Here is a 20,202-nt window from a genome sequence, read left to right on the forward strand (position 1 = left end):
GAGGTCGGTCTTGATCGAGAAAGAAGGTCTAGCCTCGTGAACTGGCGACCCGCTACCCCTCCGCCAGCGGACAGTCATGCGCATGCTTCCGTCACTCTACGACGGGCCGAATAGACTGCTCCGTCCCTTGGACGACCCCCAGCACGCAATCGCGGTTCCGATGGCGGAAACCAAGAGCCAGAGCCCGTGGGGCTCCGGCACACTGGCCGCGATCACCGGGGTTGCCGCGAAGCCCGCTCGCCAAGTGTCGAGGTCGGCTGCGGTGACGTAGCCGTCCCCGTCGCCGTCGGCCGACGTGCCCGCGGCTACCTGACGTCCGAGGTTGTCCCGCCATACCGTGTAGTCCGCCGCGTCGATCCAGCCGTCGCGGTTGTAGTCGCCCGCTTGAATCGAGATGGTTACCGCGAAGATCTCCCCGCTGGCCGACGACAGGGCCGCCGGATTCATGAAGACGTGCGGCGCGTTAGCGATCACGCCGCCAAAGATGTAGCCCAGCGTGGAGTCGCCGTAGGGCAACAGGTCGAACGCGATGACGCCGTTGCTGTAGGTTGGCGTCCCTTCGGCCGCGAAGAACTCTGCGTTGGAACCAAACCGCAGCAGTTGCGGGGTCGCCTCGTCGGTGTAGATCTCTGGGAACGCGCCCAAATAGTGCTGCTCGTACTCGCCGTTCGCACGCCGCACCACCGACGAGATCTGGTTGGTGTTCGGCAGCCCATTGTCGGTGACAAAGCTACCCGTCATCTCGTCGTACTGCTGAAGCGTGATGCCGCCAAACAGAAGCTCCTGCATATCGCCGGATGCTTCGGAGAACATGCCGAGCTTTGCGGAATGGTAGTTGTTCATCCCCTGTTTGAAGACCGTGGAATCTTGGTCCAGAACGCCGCCCGTGTTGAGCGGGTCGAGGCCGTTGTCGCGCTGTACCGGGTTTCCGTCGGCGTCTATCTCTACCGGCACGGTCCAGGCGCCTCGGGTGTTTGTGAACACCCCCGATAGCACGGTGACGCCCTGTTCCAGTTCTCCGTTGTTCGACCGGAGCGTTGGGAAGACGTTGAGGTCGCGGCGACGGTAGTACTCCTGGGGAGTGCTTGCCTTGGCGTCGGTGATTGCAAGCTGGACGCCGTCGTCCTGAATGGTGAACGTGCGGACCTGCTTGGTGTAGTCGCCATTGATGCTGTTGCCCGCGTAGGCCTGATTGAAGTCGTGCCCAAACACCAGGTGCATCTGCCCGTCGATTGCCACCATCTCTCCGCCGGTCACCTTGAACATGTCGTCTTGGAGCTGTCGGATATGGTCGACGGCCTGCCCCGATCCACCCTTGGCCCAATCGACCAGCCCGGGCAGGTCGAATGCGGTAAGAAAGTCGAACGTGTTCCGGGAGGCGGGATCAAGCACGTCGTCGTCGCCAAATCCGCCGGTCACGTACAGCCGATCTCCGACTTGCTCGAACTGAGCGTTTGACGTGTAGATGGAGAGGAGCTGCTCGCTGGTCAACCCGCTGCCGGCTTCCCCCGGGACGAGGCTTCGGCTCCAAGAGGTCTTCGCGACGGGGTCGATCACCCACACGTCCGCGTTCTGCTTGCGTTCCGGGATCGTGTCGTTGTCGATGTCGAACCCGTGCAGGCCGTTGGTCAGACCCCCGATAATGACCCACTGACCGTTGTGCTCTCCGGCGACGAACGAGTGGACGGCGGGGCGTACAAACGACTGCTGGGCGTCGTACCGGGAGACCGCGACCGAATACGGCAATCCACCCACGATGACGGGCGTCGCGGTGTTGGTTTGGTGGGGGACGCCGTGAGCGTACGCGCCCCCCACCGCGAAGACGCACAGCAGTGCGAATCGAGAACCGATCGTTCGAGAAACGAGCAAACAAATGCCTGGGATCAAGAGGGCGATTGCGGATTGCCGGCGTCTGATTGTCCCGGCAAGAATAGGGGTGGCCACTGCTCTCTAGAATCGTCGAGAGGGCTGTTCAGGTCAACGATCTGAACGAAATCGCCGCCCCGAGCCCGGATCTGCCAATCCGTACGCTGCTAACGCACCTCCAGCACCAAGTAGGCCTGGGGCGTCTCTTGGCTGCTGGGGTCGGCCTGAAGGGCCTCTCCGGCGGCGACAGACGAGTCGGGCAGGTAGCTCAGCCCCCCCACCAGCACCGGCTTGCCCAGCGGCATGATGAATGTTGTCGCCAGGTGGGCCGTGTTGACCTCCACGCGGTCGATCTGCGGCGCCAGCGATCGAGCGGCCAGCGCCGGCGGGCCCGCCGGCTCCGACGAGGCTTGAGACTTGAGCGTCGAGCTAAGGTCGACAATGACTTCGTCTTGATTCTCGGCGATGGTGGTCGGCCGGATCTCAAGCACCACGCCGAATACCTCCGATTGCACTAGGGGTTGGTAGCCGACGTTCGACGACGGCGCCTCCGCGAATCCCGAATCGCTGACCCCCTGACCGGAACTAAACTGCACGGTGCGGAACGGGCTCCTGCGTGGCGCGGCTTGGGCCAGTCGGCCCGCGACGCCCGGATCGGCTAGGTCGCCCACCACCGGGATGAAACCAGTCACTACGTTCTTGCGTGTGCCGCTGACCACGTGGACGAGTTGTCCGCTAAAGCAGTTGGTGATCGCCCGTCGGCTGGTCGATCGTCGGGTGAACTCTTCCAGCGGCGCCTTGTTCACCAGCAGTGGGCCGGCGCCTTGCTCTTGATCGGTAAGCTTGGCCAGGTCGTCCGAGGTGAGCATCAGCCAGCGGGCGTCGATGCCGACCGTGCGGCGGCCTTCGGCGTTCTGGCGTACGAGTTGTAAGAAGGATTCGATTTGCTGGTGCACGTCCTGCGTTTGCGAAACGACGAGCATCCGCCCCAGCACCGCCACGCTTGCGTCCCCCTCGCCGTTCACGGCCCACGACTCGGGCTCGATGGCGCCCGTCATGGCTTCGATGATCGCGTCGATAGTGATGGCGGGGTTCGCGGGCTGATGCGGCCCCGGCGCCGAAACGGCGCCCCCCGCTCCTCCGGCGTACCCTCCTCCTCCGCCCCCCATGAATCCGCCCCCGCCGAGCCCCCCGGTCGAGCGGCCGCTCGTGGTAGAGCCCTCGTAGGGGTAGTCGCTTACCTCCAGCACCACATCGCCGATGGGGTAGGTCCGCAGAACGAGCGGTGACTCTTGCGCCGAAGCGGTTGCGAAGGTCATTAGCAGAACCGCGAAAGGACGGGCAAACATGACGGGGACTCCTAGAGTGTGGGGAGTGGTGACTACGACGACGCGTGGCTTGGGTCTCGATGTCCGACGATCCGTCGGCACGGTGATTGGTACGGGGACAAGTCTCACTGCGCCGCGAAATCGGCCTGCAGCACAGCGGCGTTGTAGTGGCCCAGTAGGCGTGGGTGGTGCGCGGCTAGGTCGCAGAACTGCCCGGCGAGATCGCCGCGGCAGGCCACGAGCGCTAGCCACGCCTCGGTGTGGTCGGGGGAACGTTGGGTGACGATGGCGATCAGCCGACGGGTCGTTTCCGGCCCATTCACGGCGCCGAGGCAAAGGGCGGCGGCGCGGCGGGTCTTCTTCTGGCGGTGGTCGAGCATCCGAAACAACGCGTCGGTGGGCGCCCGTTTGGGCCGGAGCGCCGCGAGCGCGGCCGTCCGGCTACGCGGGTCGGTTACCAGCGCCAGGTAGGCTTCCAGCGCCCGATCGGCCCGGTCCACGACGGTCTGATCCACGATGGCCCGCTCAAGCAGGGCGGCGCTCACCTCGCCGGCGGCGCCGATCGACAGCAACGCCGGCCGATCGGGCGGCGTCGGCGCCAGCAGCGCTTGGGCGACCCGCTCCGAGACCGGCGCCGCGTCGCGGGGCGTGGCTTGCGACGCACGACGCGACATCGAAGCGAAGGCTACCCGCTCGAAAGGGGTCGGCGCGCGGCCGGCCGGGGGCGTTCGGTCGGCCTCGCGCTGTGAGGCTGGGGGAGTCGGCGCCGGCTCAAGCGGCTCAATCTGGGGCGACCGATGGGCGAGGTTTCGGTCGGCGTCGGCCGGCGGCGCCGGGCTGCGCGACAACTGCCAGAGGCCGAACGCGACACAAATTGCCGCCGCCACGGCCAATCGCCTCGACGTACGAACCCGCACCGACCTCGCCGCGGCGCCCTTCTGCGTCGCCCAGTACGCTTCAAGCCGCCGCAGGGCCTGCGGATCGCACGGCACGTCGAGCGCTTCTCGCACCAACCGGTCGATGTCTGGCGATCCAGCTTGTGTGTCGGGTGTGGGACGCTGGTGCTCGTCCATGGTGTTCCGCCTATCCCCCGCGGCTACTTGCCGGGGGCCGACGTCTTGCTCTGGTCTGTTGGGATCAAGTCGCTGAGCGCCGCGGTCAGGCGGTTGCGGATCAGGTGGAGGGTGGCGCGGATGTTGTGGGGGGTTGTGTCGAGGATCGCCGCGGCCTCTGCGGCGGCGACCCCCTCGGCGATGCAGAGGATGGCGACCTCACGCTGCCGCGGGGGGAGCCGATCGATCTCGGCACGCACACGGGCGGCTGTTTCGTTGGCCGCGACGTGGTCGTCCGGCCCGGCCGCCGGGTCGGGGGTTTCTGTCTCTAGGCATACGTCAGGCAGGCGCCGACGGAATCGGTCTCTGCAAACATTCACCACGATCCGCATCCACCAAGTTTTGAACGACGCCTCGCCGCGGAAGCTACGCCAGTGACGCATCACCTTCAGCAGCGAGTCTTGTACTGCCTCCTCGGCGCCGTGCCGGTCGCCCGTCATCCGCTGGGCGATCCGCAACGCGCACGGCAGGTGCAGCGCGACCTGCCTGTCGAGTTCGTTCCGATCGGCCGGCCGCGCCATGACGCCTTCCCTGTGCTCGTTAACTACTCAGACGCGTTCGCGCCGCCGATCATCAAAACTAAAGTGTGACGTCTGCCAGAAAACTCCATCTGACGTTCGTGGGCACGGGGAGCGACGGCCGTTCTCCTTGTTCGGTCGCCAGGGGCCAGATTCGGCGATCCGCTGGCTGCTTATTCCAGCCGTGGCGGCATGGAGAGCGTGCCCCCGGGCTTCCTCGTCGGACAGCGGCTGGTGGCACGTATTCTGCTTGTTTTGTAGGTCTACACTCGCTTGCCGCCGCAATCCGGGGCGAATAGGCTGCTGGAGGCGCAACGCCGCACATGGTTAGCTATACTTGTCTGAACAGCGTGTTGCTTTGTTTCGTGAGTTTGAAAGGAGGGGAAAATGGCTAAAATTACTCTGTCTCTATTGGCTGCCGCGTTGGCTGTCGTTTGTTGGAGCAGCGGGGTCGTCGCTCAAGAGCTGCTGGCGCCGCCGGTTGCCCCCAGCGTGACCGAGTACATGACCCCCGTCGCACCAGCGGCAGTCTGCTGCCCGATCCAGGTGGTCAGCGAGGTCTCCGCACCGTCCGCCAAGCGTAGCTACCGTTGCCACGGCGGTCCGATCCAGCAACTGCTCTGCGTCGACAACCCCGCCGACTGCTGCCGCAAGGACTACAGCGTGCCGGTTTGTGTCCCGGCCTGCTGCGTCGGCGACCCGGTCTGCTGCGGCTCCCGCGTGGGGCTGTTGGGGCGCGGCTATGTTACCTACCGCTGGCCTTGCGGTTTCGAAGCCACGATCGTCTTCCGCGCCCACGGCGGCGTGATCATCACATATCGCTGAGCTTGGTCGCGAGGGCGGCAAGCGGGGCCGGCGCCTGTTTAGCGGGCCTCGGAACGGCCTCCCGCGCCCCGGTCCATCCCGTGGCGGCAGCCGTCGCCGATCGTTGTGTCCGCTCTCCGGCGTCGCGCCGGAGCGAAAATCGGACAAAACCCGGACCGCCCCCTGAGAAAGCCAGGGAAAACGGGTCCCTCCGCGCGGCGGCGCCGGGCGGCGACCGTCGCAGCGGGCCCTCTGGTGGACACTAGGTGGACAAAATGGGGCGCGTTGGTTGCTCATGCTTTCGGCCTAGAGTTGTTGGATCATCGAACATTGTCCGGGACGAAAGAGCCGCCCGCGACAATGATTCCTAGCCACCAAGCGTTTCCCCAGGGCCCGCGTTGCGATGCTGGGTCTGCTGAGCGATGGGCCGACGTAGCGGTTGCTTCCCCGCTGGCTCCGGCTCCGCCCCCTGCCCTGCCGCCTCGAATCAATTGGGCTTGGTCCGCTCGGTCGCGATCTGTTCCGACCCCCTGCGTAGCGGCAGCAATTCAGAGCAAAACCAGCGTTTTTTGATTGCGGGCATCCGTGGCCGGCGCGTATATTCGCTGCTAGCGCTCCGTGCCGGAGCCGGCGCCATCTGCGCGCCGCGACCGGAGCGGTCTTCTCAGGGGTAGAACGTCATGTCGCGTCTATGGGCGTGGTGGGGGCGTTTCGCCGTCGTAGTTCTTTTCGGGGGGCAGCCGTGCTGGGTGGCCGAGGCCGCCGTCAATACGTGGATCGGGGGCAACGCGGACTGGGTCGATAACTCCGGCACGGCCAACTGGTCCCCGGCCGACGAGCCCGACTCAAACGACGAGGCTCTCTTCAACACGGCCAACAGCGTCAACCTGGGCAGCAACAACGCGATTGCGGCGTTGACCATGTCTGGCGGCATCGACCTGTTCACCAACGAATTCGCGCTGAGCGTCGATGGCCTAGTGCAACTGAGCGGAGCTTCGACGAATCTCTTCGTTGGCGGGTCCGCCGGCTCGGTGAACGCCGACAACGTGGCCATCGGCTCCGGCGCCACGGCCGAGCTGGTCGGCGGGGCGCTGGTCGTCGACGAAGAATCGGGGACCGGCCTGCTGACCATCAATGCGGGGGGGACGCTCGCGGGCAACGGAACGCTCACCTTTGCCGACACGCCCGTGCTGGCCACGACGCTGCTGGTCAACAACGGCGCGCTCACGGCGCTGTCGCGTGGGTTGTTCCTGTTCAGCCCGCCGCCGGTTGGGACGCTCGCCATCAACGACTCAAGCCTCGGGGGCCGGGTCGATCTCGACGGCGCCAGCGAGGCGGGGGTCGTCAACGTCAATCGCAATCAGACGCTCGACCTGAACGTGCCGCTGGCCGACAGCTTCAACGGTGCGCTAAACTTGTTCCAGGAAGCAGTCTTCGATTCGCTCTCAGCGTGGACGCTCGCGGGCGGGTCGATCGTCGCCAACAACGGCTTGATCGATAACCCGATCCCCAACCCGGACGTGCCGGCGGGGACCTCGTTCATCCGGGGGGCGACGCTGACCCAGACCGGGGGCGTGATCAGCATCGTCGACACGGACGGCGCCCTGCAGTTCGACGCCCCCTTTACCATGAGCGGCGGCTCGCTCGCCAACCACGGCCACTTGATCTTCAACAACGACGCCACGATCACGGCCGGCGCCGCGATCACGATGCCCACGACCTCGTCCAGCCTGAGCGTGGGGGCGGGACGCACGGTGCAGATCGCCCTGAACAACCTCGACCTCGACGGCGGCAACACGGCGACCAACAGCATCACCGTTCAGGCCGGCGGGTTCCTGCAGATCGGGACCACCGACTACGACCCCGATCAGGGGACCAACCGCTACGACGGCACGCTGAACCTCAACAGCGGCCAGCTCGTACTCAGCGTCTCGGACGCCCAGTTTGTCATGGACGGCGTGCTGAACATGAACCGCTCCACGGCCGACTTCCCTTCCTACAGCGGCGCGGCCATCGCCATCGGCAACGACGCGGGCGTGCTGGACGCCGAGCTGAACGTGACGGGCGTCGGGATCTCGCAGTTCGGGGCCCAGGTCGACTTCAAATCCGACGCGAAGGTGAACATCGCCTTGGGCGCCACCCTTCAGTTCACTTCCTCATCGAACGTGAACTTCGACACCGTCAATGGCGTCAACCACGCCCAGATCACCGGCGCGGGCCAGATTCAATTCAACGGCGCGGTCAACGTGAACGAGGCGGTCACGCTCAACATGGTGGGCGGCACGGTCGATCTGGACGGCGCCGACCTCACCGGCGACCTGATCAACATCGATGCGCCTCTGGTGATCAACGCGGCGACGATGGCCGGCTTCGGGCGACTCAATTCCGGCGGCGGCGTCAACACGCTGGATGTCGACGCGCGCGCTGTTGGCAAGACCGGTAAACTGACAGTCATTCTGGATGTCGGCTCAGACGAGTGGACGCTCAACGCGCTGGGGGTGATGAACCTGTCGGCGCCAAACGGGGGCGCTTCGCTGCTGGACGGCAGCGGCGTGAACCTGAACGGCACGGTCAATGTGCTCGGCGGCGCCGGGACCTTGGCCCGTGTCGATGTGGGGGGCACGGTCAACGTGGCCGCGGCGAGCTCGCTGACGCTTCAGGGGGGCAGCTCCGCCAACCCGAACCGGCTCAACGGGGGGACGATCAACGGCCCGGGCAACATTGGCGCCTCGGCCGGCAGGTCGCTGCGTGGTTTTGGCGCGATCAACGCAACGGTGCTGTTCAGCGGAACCGCGGCGCTGCTGGCCGAGGGAGGTACCCTGGCGGTCAACGGCTCCATCAACGACGTGGGGACGATCGGCACGTCGGGGGGCGTCCTCAACGTCGCCAACGCTTGGAACACCAACGCCGCCGATTTCGTCTCGCTCAACGGGGGCGAGCTCAAGGGAGGGACGATAACCAACGGGGGAGCTGGCGGCATCTCTGGGAACGGGTTGCTTTCCTCCCGCGTGATCAATAACACGTCGATCGTCGCCAACGGGGGCGCGACGCTATTGGTCGAAACGGCCGCCAACGACAACGACTGGGACGGCGCCGCCAACAGCGGCAGCCTGTCTGCACTCGGGGCGGGCGCGGTGCTGGAGCTCCGCGACAACGCGACCTTCGGCTTTGCCGGGTCGGTCTCGGCGACCACAGGCGGGCGCGTCCTCGCCAACGGGTTCGCCTTGGACTTCAACCCCGGGTCGACGTTGCAGCTCCAAGGCTCGACTTACGAGTCCACCAACTCAACCGACCTCGGCGGCGTCGTGGACATCCTAGCGGGCGCCGGCTCGGAATCGACGATCAAGGTGGCGGTTAACAAATTCCTTACCTTCGAGCCCACGAGCAGCACGACGCTGGGCCAGACTCTGCGACTGGAAAGCAACAACATCAATATCGACGCGGGCGCCACGTTTGCCGGCGCCGGCGCGCTCGTGATCGCCGACGGAAGCCACCTCGTCATGGACAACGGCGCCACGGCCAACGTGTTGCTGGTGAACGACGGGACCTTCCGCCCTGGCGGCTTCGACACGGTGGGCGCCGTCACCCTGAAGGACTACGCCCAGGCCGGCTCCGGCGCGTTGTTTGTTGAGCTCACGGGCACGCTGCCCAATCAGTTCGACCGGTTGCAGGTCTCGGGCGTCGCCCAGCTCGATGGGTACCTTAACCTCGACATCGACGGCGTGTTCCAGCCGTTGCTTAATCAGAGCTTTGACATCATCACCTCTCCGTTCGGCGTCTCCGGCCAGTTTGATCAGGTGGATGTTTCCGGGATGCCGGCCGGCAAGACATTCGCGGTGAGCTACCTGCCGACCCTGGTGCGTCTGACGGTGGTAGAGACCCCGTTGTTTGCCGCCGACTTCGACCACGACGGCGACGTTGACGCCACCGACTACGAGATCTGGAACGGGGCGTTCGGCCTCAACCAATTAGGGGACGCCACCGGCGACGGTCTCTCCAACGCGGCCGACTACACCGTGTGGCGAGACACGCTCGGATCCAAGCCGGCGCCCGCCTTCGGGGGGGTCTACGGGGGGAGGGCGCCGGAGCCTTCGGCCGTGGTGTTGGGGCTAATCGCCGGTGCGGCCGGCTGCCTCTGGCGGCGAGCTGGGACGTAGACGCGGCGCTACCGGGGGCGCCCTGGCCCCCCGCAAGCGGCGTGCCAGGGGTTGTTTGTGCCGCGGAATGGCGCCCCGTGCGCCCCGGGTCGGCCGCGACGCCGGACGGCGGGTGATTGCATCTTTTTGGATGATTGGGCTATCGTGCATATGCCGATAGGCTTTGAAGAGTCGTGTCTACACCCATAGGCTCCCGCTTCTTGGCCTCTACAACGGGCCTCAACTACGGGCCTCAACTACGCCTCCCGCCTTTGATGTTTTCTCCGCAAGCCATCTCGATACGCATCACGGCCGCAACGGCCGTGGCGTTGATGCTTGTAGGGACGTTGCAGCAGAGCCGCGTGCTCTGCCACGTGGTGGGATGCGACCCGTGCTGTGCAGCCGCCGACGATGTGGGCGCCCTTCGGGTGTGTGCGGCCCGCGACGGGCACGACTGCTGCTGCGACTCTGAACGCGACAACGCTCCGCAGCGCCAGCCCACCAAGCCAAGCCCTTGTGACGAGGGATGCTGGTGCGCCGTTGCGGCGCAGCCGTTCGAGGGTCCTAGCTCGCAACCGACGGTGGACGCGTTGTTTTCGGTCGGAGCGACGGTAGCGTACCTCGACGACGCGCCTCAACCGTGCGTCCGTCCGGCGCAGGCCGCGGACATCCCGCCGCCGCTGACATCGCTTGGGCGATGCGTGCTGCTTTCGCGTTTCTTGGCGTGAGTCTTGCGCCCTGCGCCGTCGGTTCACGGCGGCCCACCGACGCCTGAACGCGGGACGATCCGCTAGGGCGCATGCAGTTTGTCGCTGCGCAGATTGCCCCTGGATGCTCGCTAATCGAGCATGAGGCGCGCCTGCCGGCGGTTTGCCCCGAGTCTAAGGAGATCGCGATATGTGCGATGGTAGGAAAGATTGGCGATGGCTGGCCGCCACGCTTGCGCTGGGCGCGTTGTGCTCGGCGCCGGCCGTGGCCGCCCCGGTGCGGTCGGTAGAGATCGTTGTCGAGAAGATGTGCTGCCAGGGTTGCGCCCGAAAGGTGGCCGGCAGCCTGTACACGGCCAAAGGGGTCCGGGGCGTTGAGGCCAACGTGGCGGCGCACACGGTCACCGTTCAGGCCCCGGCGGGGGGCGCCGCGTCGCTGGGCGCGTTGTGGGAAGCCGTGGTCGCCGGCGACGGGGGGCCGACCGAGATGAGGACCGCCGAGGCGGTCTACCGGCTCACGCCCGCGGAAGACCCCAAGGCCGCCGCGGCGGCGCCGTTTGCGATCCGCGTCGAGAACCTGCACTGCCAGGAGTGCGCGCAAAAGATCGCGACGCAGCTCTACGGGGTGAAGGGAGTGAAGCAGGTGAGCGTGACGATGAACGACGCCACCCTGTTTGTGCAGGCGTCTGCCGAGACGCGGCTCTGCCCCTGGGCCGCGGTCGACGTGGTGTCGCGGGCGGGGGAACGGGCCGTCGCCGTGACGGGCCCGCACGGAGAACTCACCGTGGAGTGGGCCGCCGAGGCCGCCACGCCATCACAACCGCGCCACGCGGTGCGGGCAGCACCAGGAGGGAATGTGCGATGAGACGACTGAACACAGCTATGACCGGCGCCATCGCGGCGGGCTTCGCCGTCTTGATCGGCTGCGGCGCCCCTCAAGCGGGGGCGCCGTTGGCCGGGGCCGACGCCGACGGCAGCGCGTACCTGCTTGCCGAAGAGCCCGACGGCGCCATGGGCGTCATCCAGGCCCGTGAGGCGGCGCACGATGGCGACCCGATCGTTTTGGTCGGGCGGATCGGGGGCGCCACGAACCCGTGGGTGGAAGGGCGTGCGGCGTTCACGCTGCTCGACCCCTCGATGCTTGTCGTTGACGAGAGCCAGGGGATGGGCGAGGGGCAGCTCTGCACCGGCGACTGCTGCGCCACAGAGCGGCAGGCGTGCACGACGCTCGTCAAGGTGGTCGACCCGCAGGGTCAGCTCGTGGCGGTCGACGCGCGCAAGCTGCTGGGGCTCAAGGAGGCCGACATGGTGGTCGTGTCGGGAACCGCCAAGAAGGACGAGCTTGGCAACTTCCAATTGTTGGCCACCGGCGTGCACGTACGCCGCTGAGTAGTTTGATTGGTTTGCGTCTTTACCGAGAGGTTGATGGATGCTGGGCGCCCGGCTGCTACCCTGGGACTACGGCGTGCGGAACCTGTTCCGCCGGCCCTCCCGCACCACGCTGACGCTCGGCGGCATGACGATTGTCGTGCTGCTGGTGCTGGTGGTGGTTGGGTTCATCCGCGGGCTCGAGCGGTCGCTGTCGGCCACCGGGAGCCCCGACGTGGTGTTGGTGTACGCGCTCTCGTCGGGGGCGGACATCGAGAACTCGTCGATCCCGGGGAGCACCGCCTCGCTGCTCACCGCCAGCGTCGAAGGGGTCCGCAGCCATCACGGGGTCGAGGCGGTCTCGCCCGAACTGTACTTGGCGACCCGCATCAACGCCGCGGGGATGGCGGAGCCCGGCATGGGGCTGGTCCGGGGCGTGACGACCGCGGCGCCGCTGGTCCGCGGACAGGTGCAACTGGTCGAGGGGGCGTGGCCGGGGCCCGGCGAGGTGATGGTCGGGCGGCTGGCCTACTCCAAGATTGGCGCCCGTCAGGAGGATTTGTCGATCGGCCAGGCGCTGAGCTTCGATGGGGCGGATTGGACCATCAGCGGCCGGTTCGCCGCTGCCGGGTCCGCCTTCGAGTCGGAGGTCTGGGCCCCGCTGGCCGACCTGCAAACCACGCTCAAACGGCAGGACCTCAGCCTCGTTGCGGTCGACATGGATTCGCCCGGCCGGGTGGCGGACGTCGACCTGTTCTGCCGTGAACGCGTCGACCTAGAGCTCAAGGCCGTCGCGGAGGCCGACTACTACGCCTCGCTGCAGAAGCACTACCGTCCGGTGCGGCTGCTGGGGTGGATCGTCGTCGCCCTGGTGGCGGGCTCCGGCGTGTTTGCCGGGCTCAACACCATGTACGGCGCCGTTGTGGGGCGGGTGCGCGAGCTGGCCACGCTGCAAGCGCTCGGGTTCCGCCGGCGAGCGATCCTGCTGACGCTGGTGCAGGAGGCCACGCTGCTGGCGTGCGCCGGGGCGATCCTGGCCTGCCTGGTCGGCCTGCTGGTGGTGGACGGCGCCGCGGTCCGGTTCACGATGGGCGCCTTTGCGCTGCGTGTTGACAGCGTCGGCATCGCGATCGCGTGCGGGGTCGCGGCGCTGCTGGGGGTGCTGGGCGCGCTGCCGCCGGCGGCCAAGGCGATGCGCTTGCCTGTGGTAGAAGCGATCAAGTCGGTCTGAGAACCGCTGCTGCTTAGAACACAACGATGCCCGATACTTCCTCAAAACTCGACCTCCGACAACTCGCTGTTGAGCGCGACGCGCCGGCCGCTGCGCCTGCCCCGCGGTCACGCGCCTGGCTGACGCGGTACGTCGTGCCGGCCGCGATCCTGGCGGGCTTCCTCGCTCTGTTCGGCTGGGCCGCACGGGACAGCTTCTTGCCGGCCACGCCGGTTACGGTGACCCCCGTCGTGGTGTCGCAGGCCCAGGTGCGGCAAGAGGGGACCCCCTTGTTCCAGGCGGCGGGGTGGATCGAACCACGGCCATCGCCCGTCACGGCCTCGGCGCTGGCGCCCGGCGTGATCAGCGAGGTCCTAGTCGTCGAGGGGCAGCACGTCAAGCTTGGCGAGCCGGTCGCCACGCTGATCGATACCGACGCCCGGCTGGCGCTGAGGGCCGCCCAAGCCCGGCACGAGCTGCAGCTGGCCGACGTGCGCAGCGCCGAGGCAGAGCTGGCGGCCGCCAACGTTAACCTGGCGCGTCCCTTCGCCCAGCAGGCGGCATTGGCGGACGCCCAGACGAACGTGGCGAAGATCGAGCTCGAACTCGGCAACCTGCCGTTCGCCGTCGAGGCGGCCGTCACCCGCCGCAATCTGGCCGCGGAGAACCTCCGACGCAAGCAGCTTGCCGGGGGCGCCATCCCGGGGCGGATGCTGCGCGAAGCCCAGGCCGAGCTAGACACGGCCGAGACCGCGGTCCGCGAGCTTTCTGCCCGGGAGCCCGCGTTGCGGTCGCAGCTCAAGTCGCTTGGAGAGAAACGCACGGCGCTGTCGGAAGGACTCTCGCTGTTGACCGAACCCACCCGCGCCGTCGCCGCGGCCCAGGCCGCCCTTTCGGCCGCCAAGGCGCGGGCGGATCAGACCGCGCTGGGGGTAGAATCGGCCCGGCTGCAGCTCGAGCGGATGGTGGTCCGTTCCCCGATCGACGGCTGCGTGCTCAGCCTCGACGCGCGGCCGGGGCAATGGCTCTCGGGGGTGGGCTCCGGCGCCCCCCGCGGCGGGAGCGCGGTTGTCGGCATGTACGACCCGCGGCGGCTGCAGGTGCGTGTCGACGTGCGATTGGAAGACGTCCCCAAGGTGCAGATCGGGCAGCCGGCCCTGATCGAGACCGCGGCGCTCACCAGCGCGATCGCGGGGGAGGTGATCTCGGTGACGACGCTGGCAGACATCCAGAAGAACACGCTGCAGGTGAAGGTGGCGATCAACGACCCGCCGGCGGTAATCAAGCCAGAGATGCTCGGCAAGGTGACGTTCGTCGCCCCCGCTGGGCCCGAGGCCGAGACGATCGCGGGGGGGGCGCCGCTGCGGATGTTCATCCCGCAAGCGCTGGTGGGCGGCGAGCCGGGAAGCGCCAGCGTGTGGGTCGCGGACCTCTCCGCCAGCGTCGCCCGGAAGAGGTCGGTCGAGATCGCTCGCGGGGCGACCGACACCGGCCTGGTGGAGGTGCAGCGCGGCCTGCAGCCGACCGACAAGCTGATCGTGGAGGGACGCGGTTCCCTGTCCGAGGGGGACCGCATCCGGGTCAGGGCCGAAGAGCGCGTCGCGGCGGGCGTCGGCGCGACGCCGCTGCCGTCTGCGCGCGTGGCTGTCGCGAGCGAATAACTCACACGGACCAAGGAACCCACCCATGCCGCTTGTTGAAGTCGTCGACCTGACGAAAGAATACGCCAACGGCGAAGAGTTGATCCGCCCGCTGGACGGCGTGAGCCTGACGGTGGAACAGCGGGACTACGTGTCGTTGATGGGCGCCAGCGGGTCGGGCAAGAGCACGCTGCTGAACCTGATCGCCGGCATCGACACCGCCACGTCGGGGGAGGTGGTCATCGCCGGCACCGACATCACCCGCCTGTCGCGCGGCAGGCTGGCGGACTGGCGGGCGCGGCACATCGGCTACGTGTTCCAGACGCACAACCTGATCCCGGTGCTCACCGCCTACGAGAACATCGAGCTGCCCCTGCTGCTGCTGAAGATGTCGGCCGCCGAGCGTCGCAAGCGGGTCGGCGTCGCCATGGAGGCGGTCGACCTGACCTCGCGTGCGTCGCACTACCCACGGCAGCTCTCCGGCGGGCAGGAGCAGCGCGTGGGCATCGCCCGCGCGATCGTGGCCAACCCCACGCTCGTGGTTGCGGACGAGCCGACCGGGAGCCTCGACGACGAAACCACCGAGCAGATCTTGACGCTGCTGAGCCGTGTGAACGACGAGCTGGGGATGACGCTGCTGATGGTCACCCACGACGCCGAGGCGGGCCAGCGGGCGAAACGCCGGATCCGCCTCGAGCGCGGCCGCCTTGTAGAGAACGGCCGCGACACCGCCGCCAAGAGCCTCCGGACCGCCTAGCATGATCAAGTTCTTCCCCTACGTCGTGAAGAGCATGTGGCGCCACCGGGCCCGCACGCTGCTCACCGTCAGCGGCACCGCGGTGGCGATGCTCGTCTTCTGCTTCATCGGCGCCGTGCAGCAGGGGATGCTGGCGCTCACCCAAGGAGAGGACGCCGGCGGAACGCTGATCGTTTTCCAAGAGAACCGCTTCTGCCCGCAGAGCAGCCGTCTGCCCCAGGACTACGCCGGCGCCATCGAGAAACTGCCGGGCGTTGCGGGGGTCACGCCCGTGAAGGTGTTCACCAACAACTGCCGCGCGAGCCTCGACGCGATCGTCTTTCAAGGGATGCCGCCGGACGACCTCCGCCAGGCCCGCGACCTGACGCTCCGCCAAGGGGACTGGGGCGCGTTTGCCGGGCAAGACGACGCGGCGCTGGTGGGGGTCGACATCGCCGCGCGGCGCGGGCTGTCGGTCGGCGACAAGTTCACAATCGGCGGCGTGTCGGTAGTGGTGCGGGGCGTCTTCGAGTCCGGCATCGCGGCTCAGAACAACCTGATCTACACCCAGCTAGAGTTCTTGCAGCGGGCCCGCGGGGCGGACGATGTCGGCACGGTGACGATGTTCGAGGTCCGGCTTCAGGAGGGCGCTGACGCCGACCGGTTGGCGAAACTAATCGATCAGGAGTTCCACAACGGCCCGGTCGGCACGACCACCCGCACCAAAGGTGTGTTCCAGGCAGACACGCTGGCCGACCTGGCCGAGCTGATCGGCTTCGTCCATTGGCTCGGCTACGCCTGCGTGGGGCTGGTGCTCTCTCTGGTAGCGACGACCACCGTGATGGCGGTGCAGGACCGCATCAAGGAGCACGCCGTGCTGCAGACGCTCGGCCTGAGGCCGGGGCGTGTTTTTGGGCTCGTCATGACCGAGAGCGTCTTGTTGAGCACGATCGGCGGCCTCCTCGGCGCCGTGGGTGGGCTGCTCCTGCTGGGTTCAACCGGCATGTCGATCGCGGCCGAAGGGGTCACCATCGCCTTCGAGCCCTCGCCCGTGCTGGCGGCCCAGGGGGTGCTAGTGGCGCTGGCCGTCGGCGTGCTGGCGGGGATCGCGCCCGGCTGGACCGCGGCCCAAACCCAGATCGTTTCTGCCTTGCGGCACGCCTAGCACGCCCCCGCAGGCCCGCGCCGCGGAGTCTGGCGCCGGAAGTGCGTCCTGCCCTGCCCGTGCGTGATTCACGGGACTCGACTCGGGCAGGTGGTCGGAAGATGGCGTTATTGAGCGGCAAGCAACCAAGGCGCCCGTCTGGCAACCAGATCGATCTCCATCTCATTTCGCGCCCTGCGCCGCGAGGCATTTGTCACGCAGCAGCCCGTTTGAGCCTGATGCTCGCCCTCTGCGTGCCCGCCTGCGACGCGCTGGCCCAGCCGCCGGCCGATCCCGCCCCGCCGGCCGACAGCGGCGACGCGGCGCCGACCCCCGAGGCCCCCGCTCGGGTCAGCGTTGAGCCGATCTCCGACGACGCAGACATCGCCAAGCGGCTGCAGCGGATCCTGCGGGCGACCGGCTGGTTCCGCGACCCCGTGGTCCGCGTCGATGAGGGGGTCGCGTTCCTCGAAGGGGCCACCGGGGACGCCGATCGCAAGGCCTGGGCGCAGCAGTTGGCGTCGAAGACCGACGACGTGGTGGCGGTGGTTAACAACATCAAACTCGACCGCCCCAGCATGTTCGACCTCTCGCCCGCCAGGGCCAACCTCGAAGACCTGCTGCGCGGGGCGATCCAGACCACCCCGACGCTGATCGTGGCGGCGCTGCTGTTCGCGGCGACCTGGCTGGCGGCGCGCCTTGCAGCGCGCGTGGCGCGGAACGTCGCCGAGCGACGCATCGACAACACGCTGCTCAGGGGCGTGCTGTCTAAGGCGGCCGCGATCCCCGTGCTGCTGCTCGGCGCGTACCTGGCGCTGCGCGTCTCGGGGCTGACCCGCTTGGCGGTCACGGTGCTGGGGGGTACGGGGGTGCTGGGGATCGTGCTCGGCATCGCCTTCCGCGACATCGCGGAGAACTTCCTGGCCAGCATCCTGATCAGCATCCAACGCCCGTTTCAGACCGGCGACCTGGTGACCATCGACGATCGCCAGGGCTTCGTGCAGATGGTGACCACCCGCGGCACGCTGATCATGACGCTCGACGGCGACCACGTGCAGATCCCCAACGCGCTGGTCTACAAGAGCGTCATCGTCAACTCGTCGGCCAACCCCAACCAGCGTTTGAGCTTCGTAGTGGGCGTCGATTACGGCGACTCGGCGTCGCGGGCTCAGCGGTCGGTGCTCGAGGCGGTGAGCCTACACGAGGCGGTGCTACGCGACCCAGAGCCGTTGGTGCTGGTCGACGGGCTGGCGTCTTCGACGGTGAACCTGCGGGTCTTCTTTTGGATCAACCGCGCGGAGTACAGCCCGTTGAAGGTGCGTTCTGCCGTGCTCCGGCAGGTGAAGCGGCGGCTGCAATCGGACGGCTTTACGCTGCCGGACGAATCGCGCGAGCTGATCTTCCCGCAGGGGGTGCCGATCCGTTGGCTGGGCGAACCACCGCCCGGTGGGGCGGGAGGCGGGCCCGACAAGCGGCGCGAAGAGCCCGCATTGAACGCCGCCGCTGGGGCCGTACGGCAATCAGTCGATCCCGACGAGTCGGAAGCCGGGGCCACCAAGGCCGAAGGGGGGTTGGTGTCCGAGAAGAAAGAAATCGAAGACCAGGCCGCCGCCTCGCGGCCGCTTCAGGACGGCGACCCGCTGCTCGCTGCGCCGGCGGTTGCGGCCCGCTAGGGGCGTGGCGCCACGGCAGCGTTGCGAGGTCCCGCTCCCTAGCGTTCCGTTTGAGCTCCGGCGGCGGGCAGAGAAGGCTTCCCCTGGCCGTTGGCTACCGTCACGCGGATCGAATTGCTCACCCCTTGCCTGGAGAAGGCCTGCGCGGACCGCGCCGCGAGCGGGTAGGCATCGTCCCATGAGTAGACCGAGATCCGGGCGGACCCCGGCTTGTGGGGGGTCAGCTCGCCGAACTTGTTGATCGACGCAACCGCCGGGTCGTCTGACTCCCAGATCACGTTGCGTCGCGTGGCGCTTGGCGGGGTCACACGGCATTGCAGCCGGCGGGTTTCGCCCGGCGCCGTGGAGAAGCCGCCGGAAGATATCTTCAGGCCCGCTACCGGGACGTAGGCGTTGGCGTCGATGATCGCCTGCAGCTCGTCGAAGGCGCCCTTCTGCTCTGCATCGAGCTCCGCCCTGTCGAGGCCGCTGCGATGGACGTGCGCCCAAGCAACCTTCACCTGCCGGTCTCCCGCCGTCTCTAGCGGATCGGTGCGGAGGTCGAAGAACCGGCCCGTTGGGAAGTTGGCGTGGGGGGCGTAGCGCTTGAACCGCTTATTGAACGCGTACTCCATCACGATGGAGGGGTCGCTCCACTCGTTGTTGGCGTTGTACCAGGTGTAGATGTGCCGCCTGGGCTCGCCCGCGGCCCCGGTCGCCTGCGGCCAGAAGCTGACGCCGTCGATGGCGCCGGGGTCGTCGATCGCGATCCCGGCTGCTTCACACAGCGTCGGGTAGATGTCCGTGACGTCGATCAGCCCCGCGTAGCTCCGGTACCGCGTCCCATCGGGCGCCGAAGGGATGACGCCCGGGTAGGAGAGTACCAGCGGGACGTGGAGCCCGTTGTCCTTGTTCCCCCCCTTCCCGCCGGGGTACTGCGTGCCGTCGGGCAAGACGTGGGTAAACGGCTCCTTGGTGCCGTTATCTCCCATGACGACGATCAGGGTATTCTCTCGCAGCCCGCACGCCTGGAGCTTGTCGACCACGTTGCCGATCAGCTTGTCTGCGTAGGCGAGCATGTCTGGGAAGTAGCGGCGATCGTCGCCGACCACGCCGTCCCGGTTACGCTTCTGCTGGGTGAAGTTGTCGAACACCGAGTGAGGCTCGGTGTCGGGCGTCGGCTTGTGCTCGTCGTGCACCAGCAGCATGGGGTAGTACAAGAAGAACGGCTCGTCCTGGTGCTCGTCGATAAAGTCCACGGCGAGGCGGTTGCAGATGTCGGGGCCGTACCAGCGCCGGCCCGTTTGGGGATCGACGTCGCTGCGGCCCGTGTAGTCGTGGACCTGTCCGTTGATCACCAGGGTTGGATTGATGTAGCGTTGCTCTTCGCCCACCACGTCGAAGCATCCGAACTCGTCCCAGCCGAACTCGTAGATGTAGTCCTTGGCCGGGATCTCTCGCGTCCCACGCGTCTGCTTCCACTTGCCGAACATGCCCGTGGCGTAGCCGGCTCGCTTGAAGACGTCGCCGAACGTGATCTGCGAGGCGTGAAGCGACTTCGGCCGTACGAAGTTGCGGCTGTTGTACTGACCCGTCATCAAGGCGACGCGGGTCGCCTCGCACAGCGGGTAGACGAACGCGTTGTCACAACGCAGCCCCTTGGAGGCGATCTGGTCGATCCGTGGTGTGGAAAAGGCCTGATCGCGGAAACGGCCCGACTGCTCGCTCAAGCGGTCGGCGCCGTAGGCGGTGACTCCGTAGAGGCCCAGGTCGTCGATGAGGATCAGCACAACGTTCGGCCGCGCCGCGTCCGCGGGGCTTGCCCAGACCAGCATCGGGAGCAACACAGCAGAGAACCGTGCGAGGATGGCCGCAGTACGAGTGGGCACAGAGGAGCCTCCTTTAACGAGGGGGGATTTAACCGATTGTCGGCGCCGCGGGGCAGGCCGCTGCGAAGACGCGACGGGTGCGCGGCGTGTGG

Annotated in this window: 15 protein-coding genes; 10 read left to right on the forward strand and 5 right to left on the reverse strand. The window is 67.4% G+C overall.

The window, feature by feature from the left end; translation table 11 throughout:
• Window positions 1–96 precede the first annotated feature (96 nt).
• The 4 genes from Pla175_RS12670 to Pla175_RS12685 all read right to left on the reverse strand — a co-directional run bounded on the left by Pla175_RS12670 (window position 97) and on the right by Pla175_RS12685 (window position 4,827).
• Window positions 97–1,869 (reverse strand): hypothetical protein, encoded by a 1,773-nt coding sequence (locus Pla175_RS12670; RefSeq protein ID WP_145285184.1) that lies wholly within the window; start codon window positions 1,867–1,869, stop codon window positions 97–99.
• A 164-nt stretch (window positions 1,870–2,033) separates the two neighbouring features.
• Window positions 2,034–3,215: a hypothetical protein gene (locus tag Pla175_RS12675; RefSeq protein ID WP_145285187.1), complete on the reverse strand. Its 1,182-nt coding sequence runs from the start codon at window positions 3,213–3,215 to the stop codon at window positions 2,034–2,036.
• 104 nt (window positions 3,216–3,319) lie between these two features.
• Window positions 3,320–4,267, reverse strand: coding sequence for a hypothetical protein (locus Pla175_RS12680; protein ID WP_145285190.1), 948 nt, complete (start codon window positions 4,265–4,267; stop codon window positions 3,320–3,322).
• Between the two features lie 23 nt (window positions 4,268–4,290).
• Window positions 4,291–4,827: an RNA polymerase sigma factor gene (locus Pla175_RS12685; RefSeq protein WP_145285194.1), complete on the reverse strand. Its 537-nt coding sequence runs from the start codon at window positions 4,825–4,827 to the stop codon at window positions 4,291–4,293.
• Window positions 4,828–5,211: 384 nt separating this feature from the next.
• Here Pla175_RS12685 and Pla175_RS12690 point away from each other — a divergent pair, with 384 nt between their 5' ends.
• The 10 genes from Pla175_RS12690 to Pla175_RS12735 all read left to right on the forward strand — a co-directional run bounded on the left by Pla175_RS12690 (window position 5,212) and on the right by Pla175_RS12735 (window position 18,242).
• Window positions 5,212–5,649, forward strand: coding sequence for a hypothetical protein (locus Pla175_RS12690; protein ID WP_145285198.1), 438 nt, complete (start codon window positions 5,212–5,214; stop codon window positions 5,647–5,649).
• A gap of 659 nt (window positions 5,650–6,308) precedes the next feature.
• A complete protein-coding gene (locus Pla175_RS12695; protein ID WP_145285203.1) occupies window positions 6,309–9,785 on the forward strand; it encodes a beta strand repeat-containing protein in 3,477 nt (1,158 codons plus the stop codon).
• 254 nt (window positions 9,786–10,039) lie between these two features.
• Window positions 10,040–10,492 carry a hypothetical protein gene (locus tag Pla175_RS12700; RefSeq protein ID WP_145285206.1) on the forward strand — a complete coding sequence of 151 codons (453 nt, stop codon included), beginning with the start codon at window positions 10,040–10,042 and terminating at the stop codon, window positions 10,490–10,492.
• Window positions 10,493–10,661: 169 nt separating this feature from the next.
• The gene (locus Pla175_RS12705; protein WP_145285209.1) at window positions 10,662–11,336 is read left to right on the forward strand and encodes a heavy-metal-associated domain-containing protein; all 675 of its coding nucleotides are present in this window, start codon (window positions 10,662–10,664) and stop codon (window positions 11,334–11,336) included.
• A complete protein-coding gene (locus Pla175_RS12710) occupies window positions 11,333–11,860 on the forward strand; it encodes a hypothetical protein (RefSeq protein ID WP_145285213.1) in 528 nt (175 codons plus the stop codon). The genes Pla175_RS12705 and Pla175_RS12710 overlap by 4 nt, the downstream gene beginning before the upstream one ends.
• 40 nt (window positions 11,861–11,900) lie before the next feature.
• Window positions 11,901–13,070: an ABC transporter permease gene (locus Pla175_RS12715; RefSeq protein WP_145285217.1), complete on the forward strand. Its 1,170-nt coding sequence runs from the start codon at window positions 11,901–11,903 to the stop codon at window positions 13,068–13,070.
• A 26-nt stretch (window positions 13,071–13,096) separates the two neighbouring features.
• Window positions 13,097–14,710, forward strand: a complete 1,614-nt coding sequence (locus Pla175_RS12720; protein ID WP_145285220.1) for an efflux RND transporter periplasmic adaptor subunit — start codon at window positions 13,097–13,099, stop codon at window positions 14,708–14,710.
• A 25-nt stretch (window positions 14,711–14,735) separates the two neighbouring features.
• Window positions 14,736–15,446: an ABC transporter ATP-binding protein gene (locus Pla175_RS12725; protein ID WP_145285223.1), complete on the forward strand. Its 711-nt coding sequence runs from the start codon at window positions 14,736–14,738 to the stop codon at window positions 15,444–15,446.
• A gap of 1 nt (window position 15,447) precedes the next feature.
• A complete protein-coding gene (locus Pla175_RS12730) occupies window positions 15,448–16,590 on the forward strand; it encodes an ABC transporter permease (protein WP_145285228.1) in 1,143 nt (380 codons plus the stop codon).
• A 218-nt stretch (window positions 16,591–16,808) separates the two neighbouring features.
• Window positions 16,809–18,242 (forward strand): mechanosensitive ion channel family protein, encoded by a 1,434-nt coding sequence (locus Pla175_RS12735; RefSeq protein WP_231954504.1) that lies wholly within the window; start codon window positions 16,809–16,811, stop codon window positions 18,240–18,242.
• A 38-nt stretch (window positions 18,243–18,280) separates the two neighbouring features.
• Here Pla175_RS12735 and Pla175_RS12740 read toward each other — a convergent pair whose 3' ends face one another.
• Window positions 18,281–20,110: a sulfatase-like hydrolase/transferase gene (locus Pla175_RS12740; RefSeq protein ID WP_197527477.1), complete on the reverse strand. Its 1,830-nt coding sequence runs from the start codon at window positions 20,108–20,110 to the stop codon at window positions 18,281–18,283.
• Window positions 20,111–20,202 lie beyond the last annotated feature (92 nt).

Source organism: Pirellulimonas nuda, from assembly GCF_007750855.1.
Lineage (GTDB): Bacteria > Planctomycetota > Planctomycetia > Pirellulales > Lacipirellulaceae > Pirellulimonas > Pirellulimonas nuda.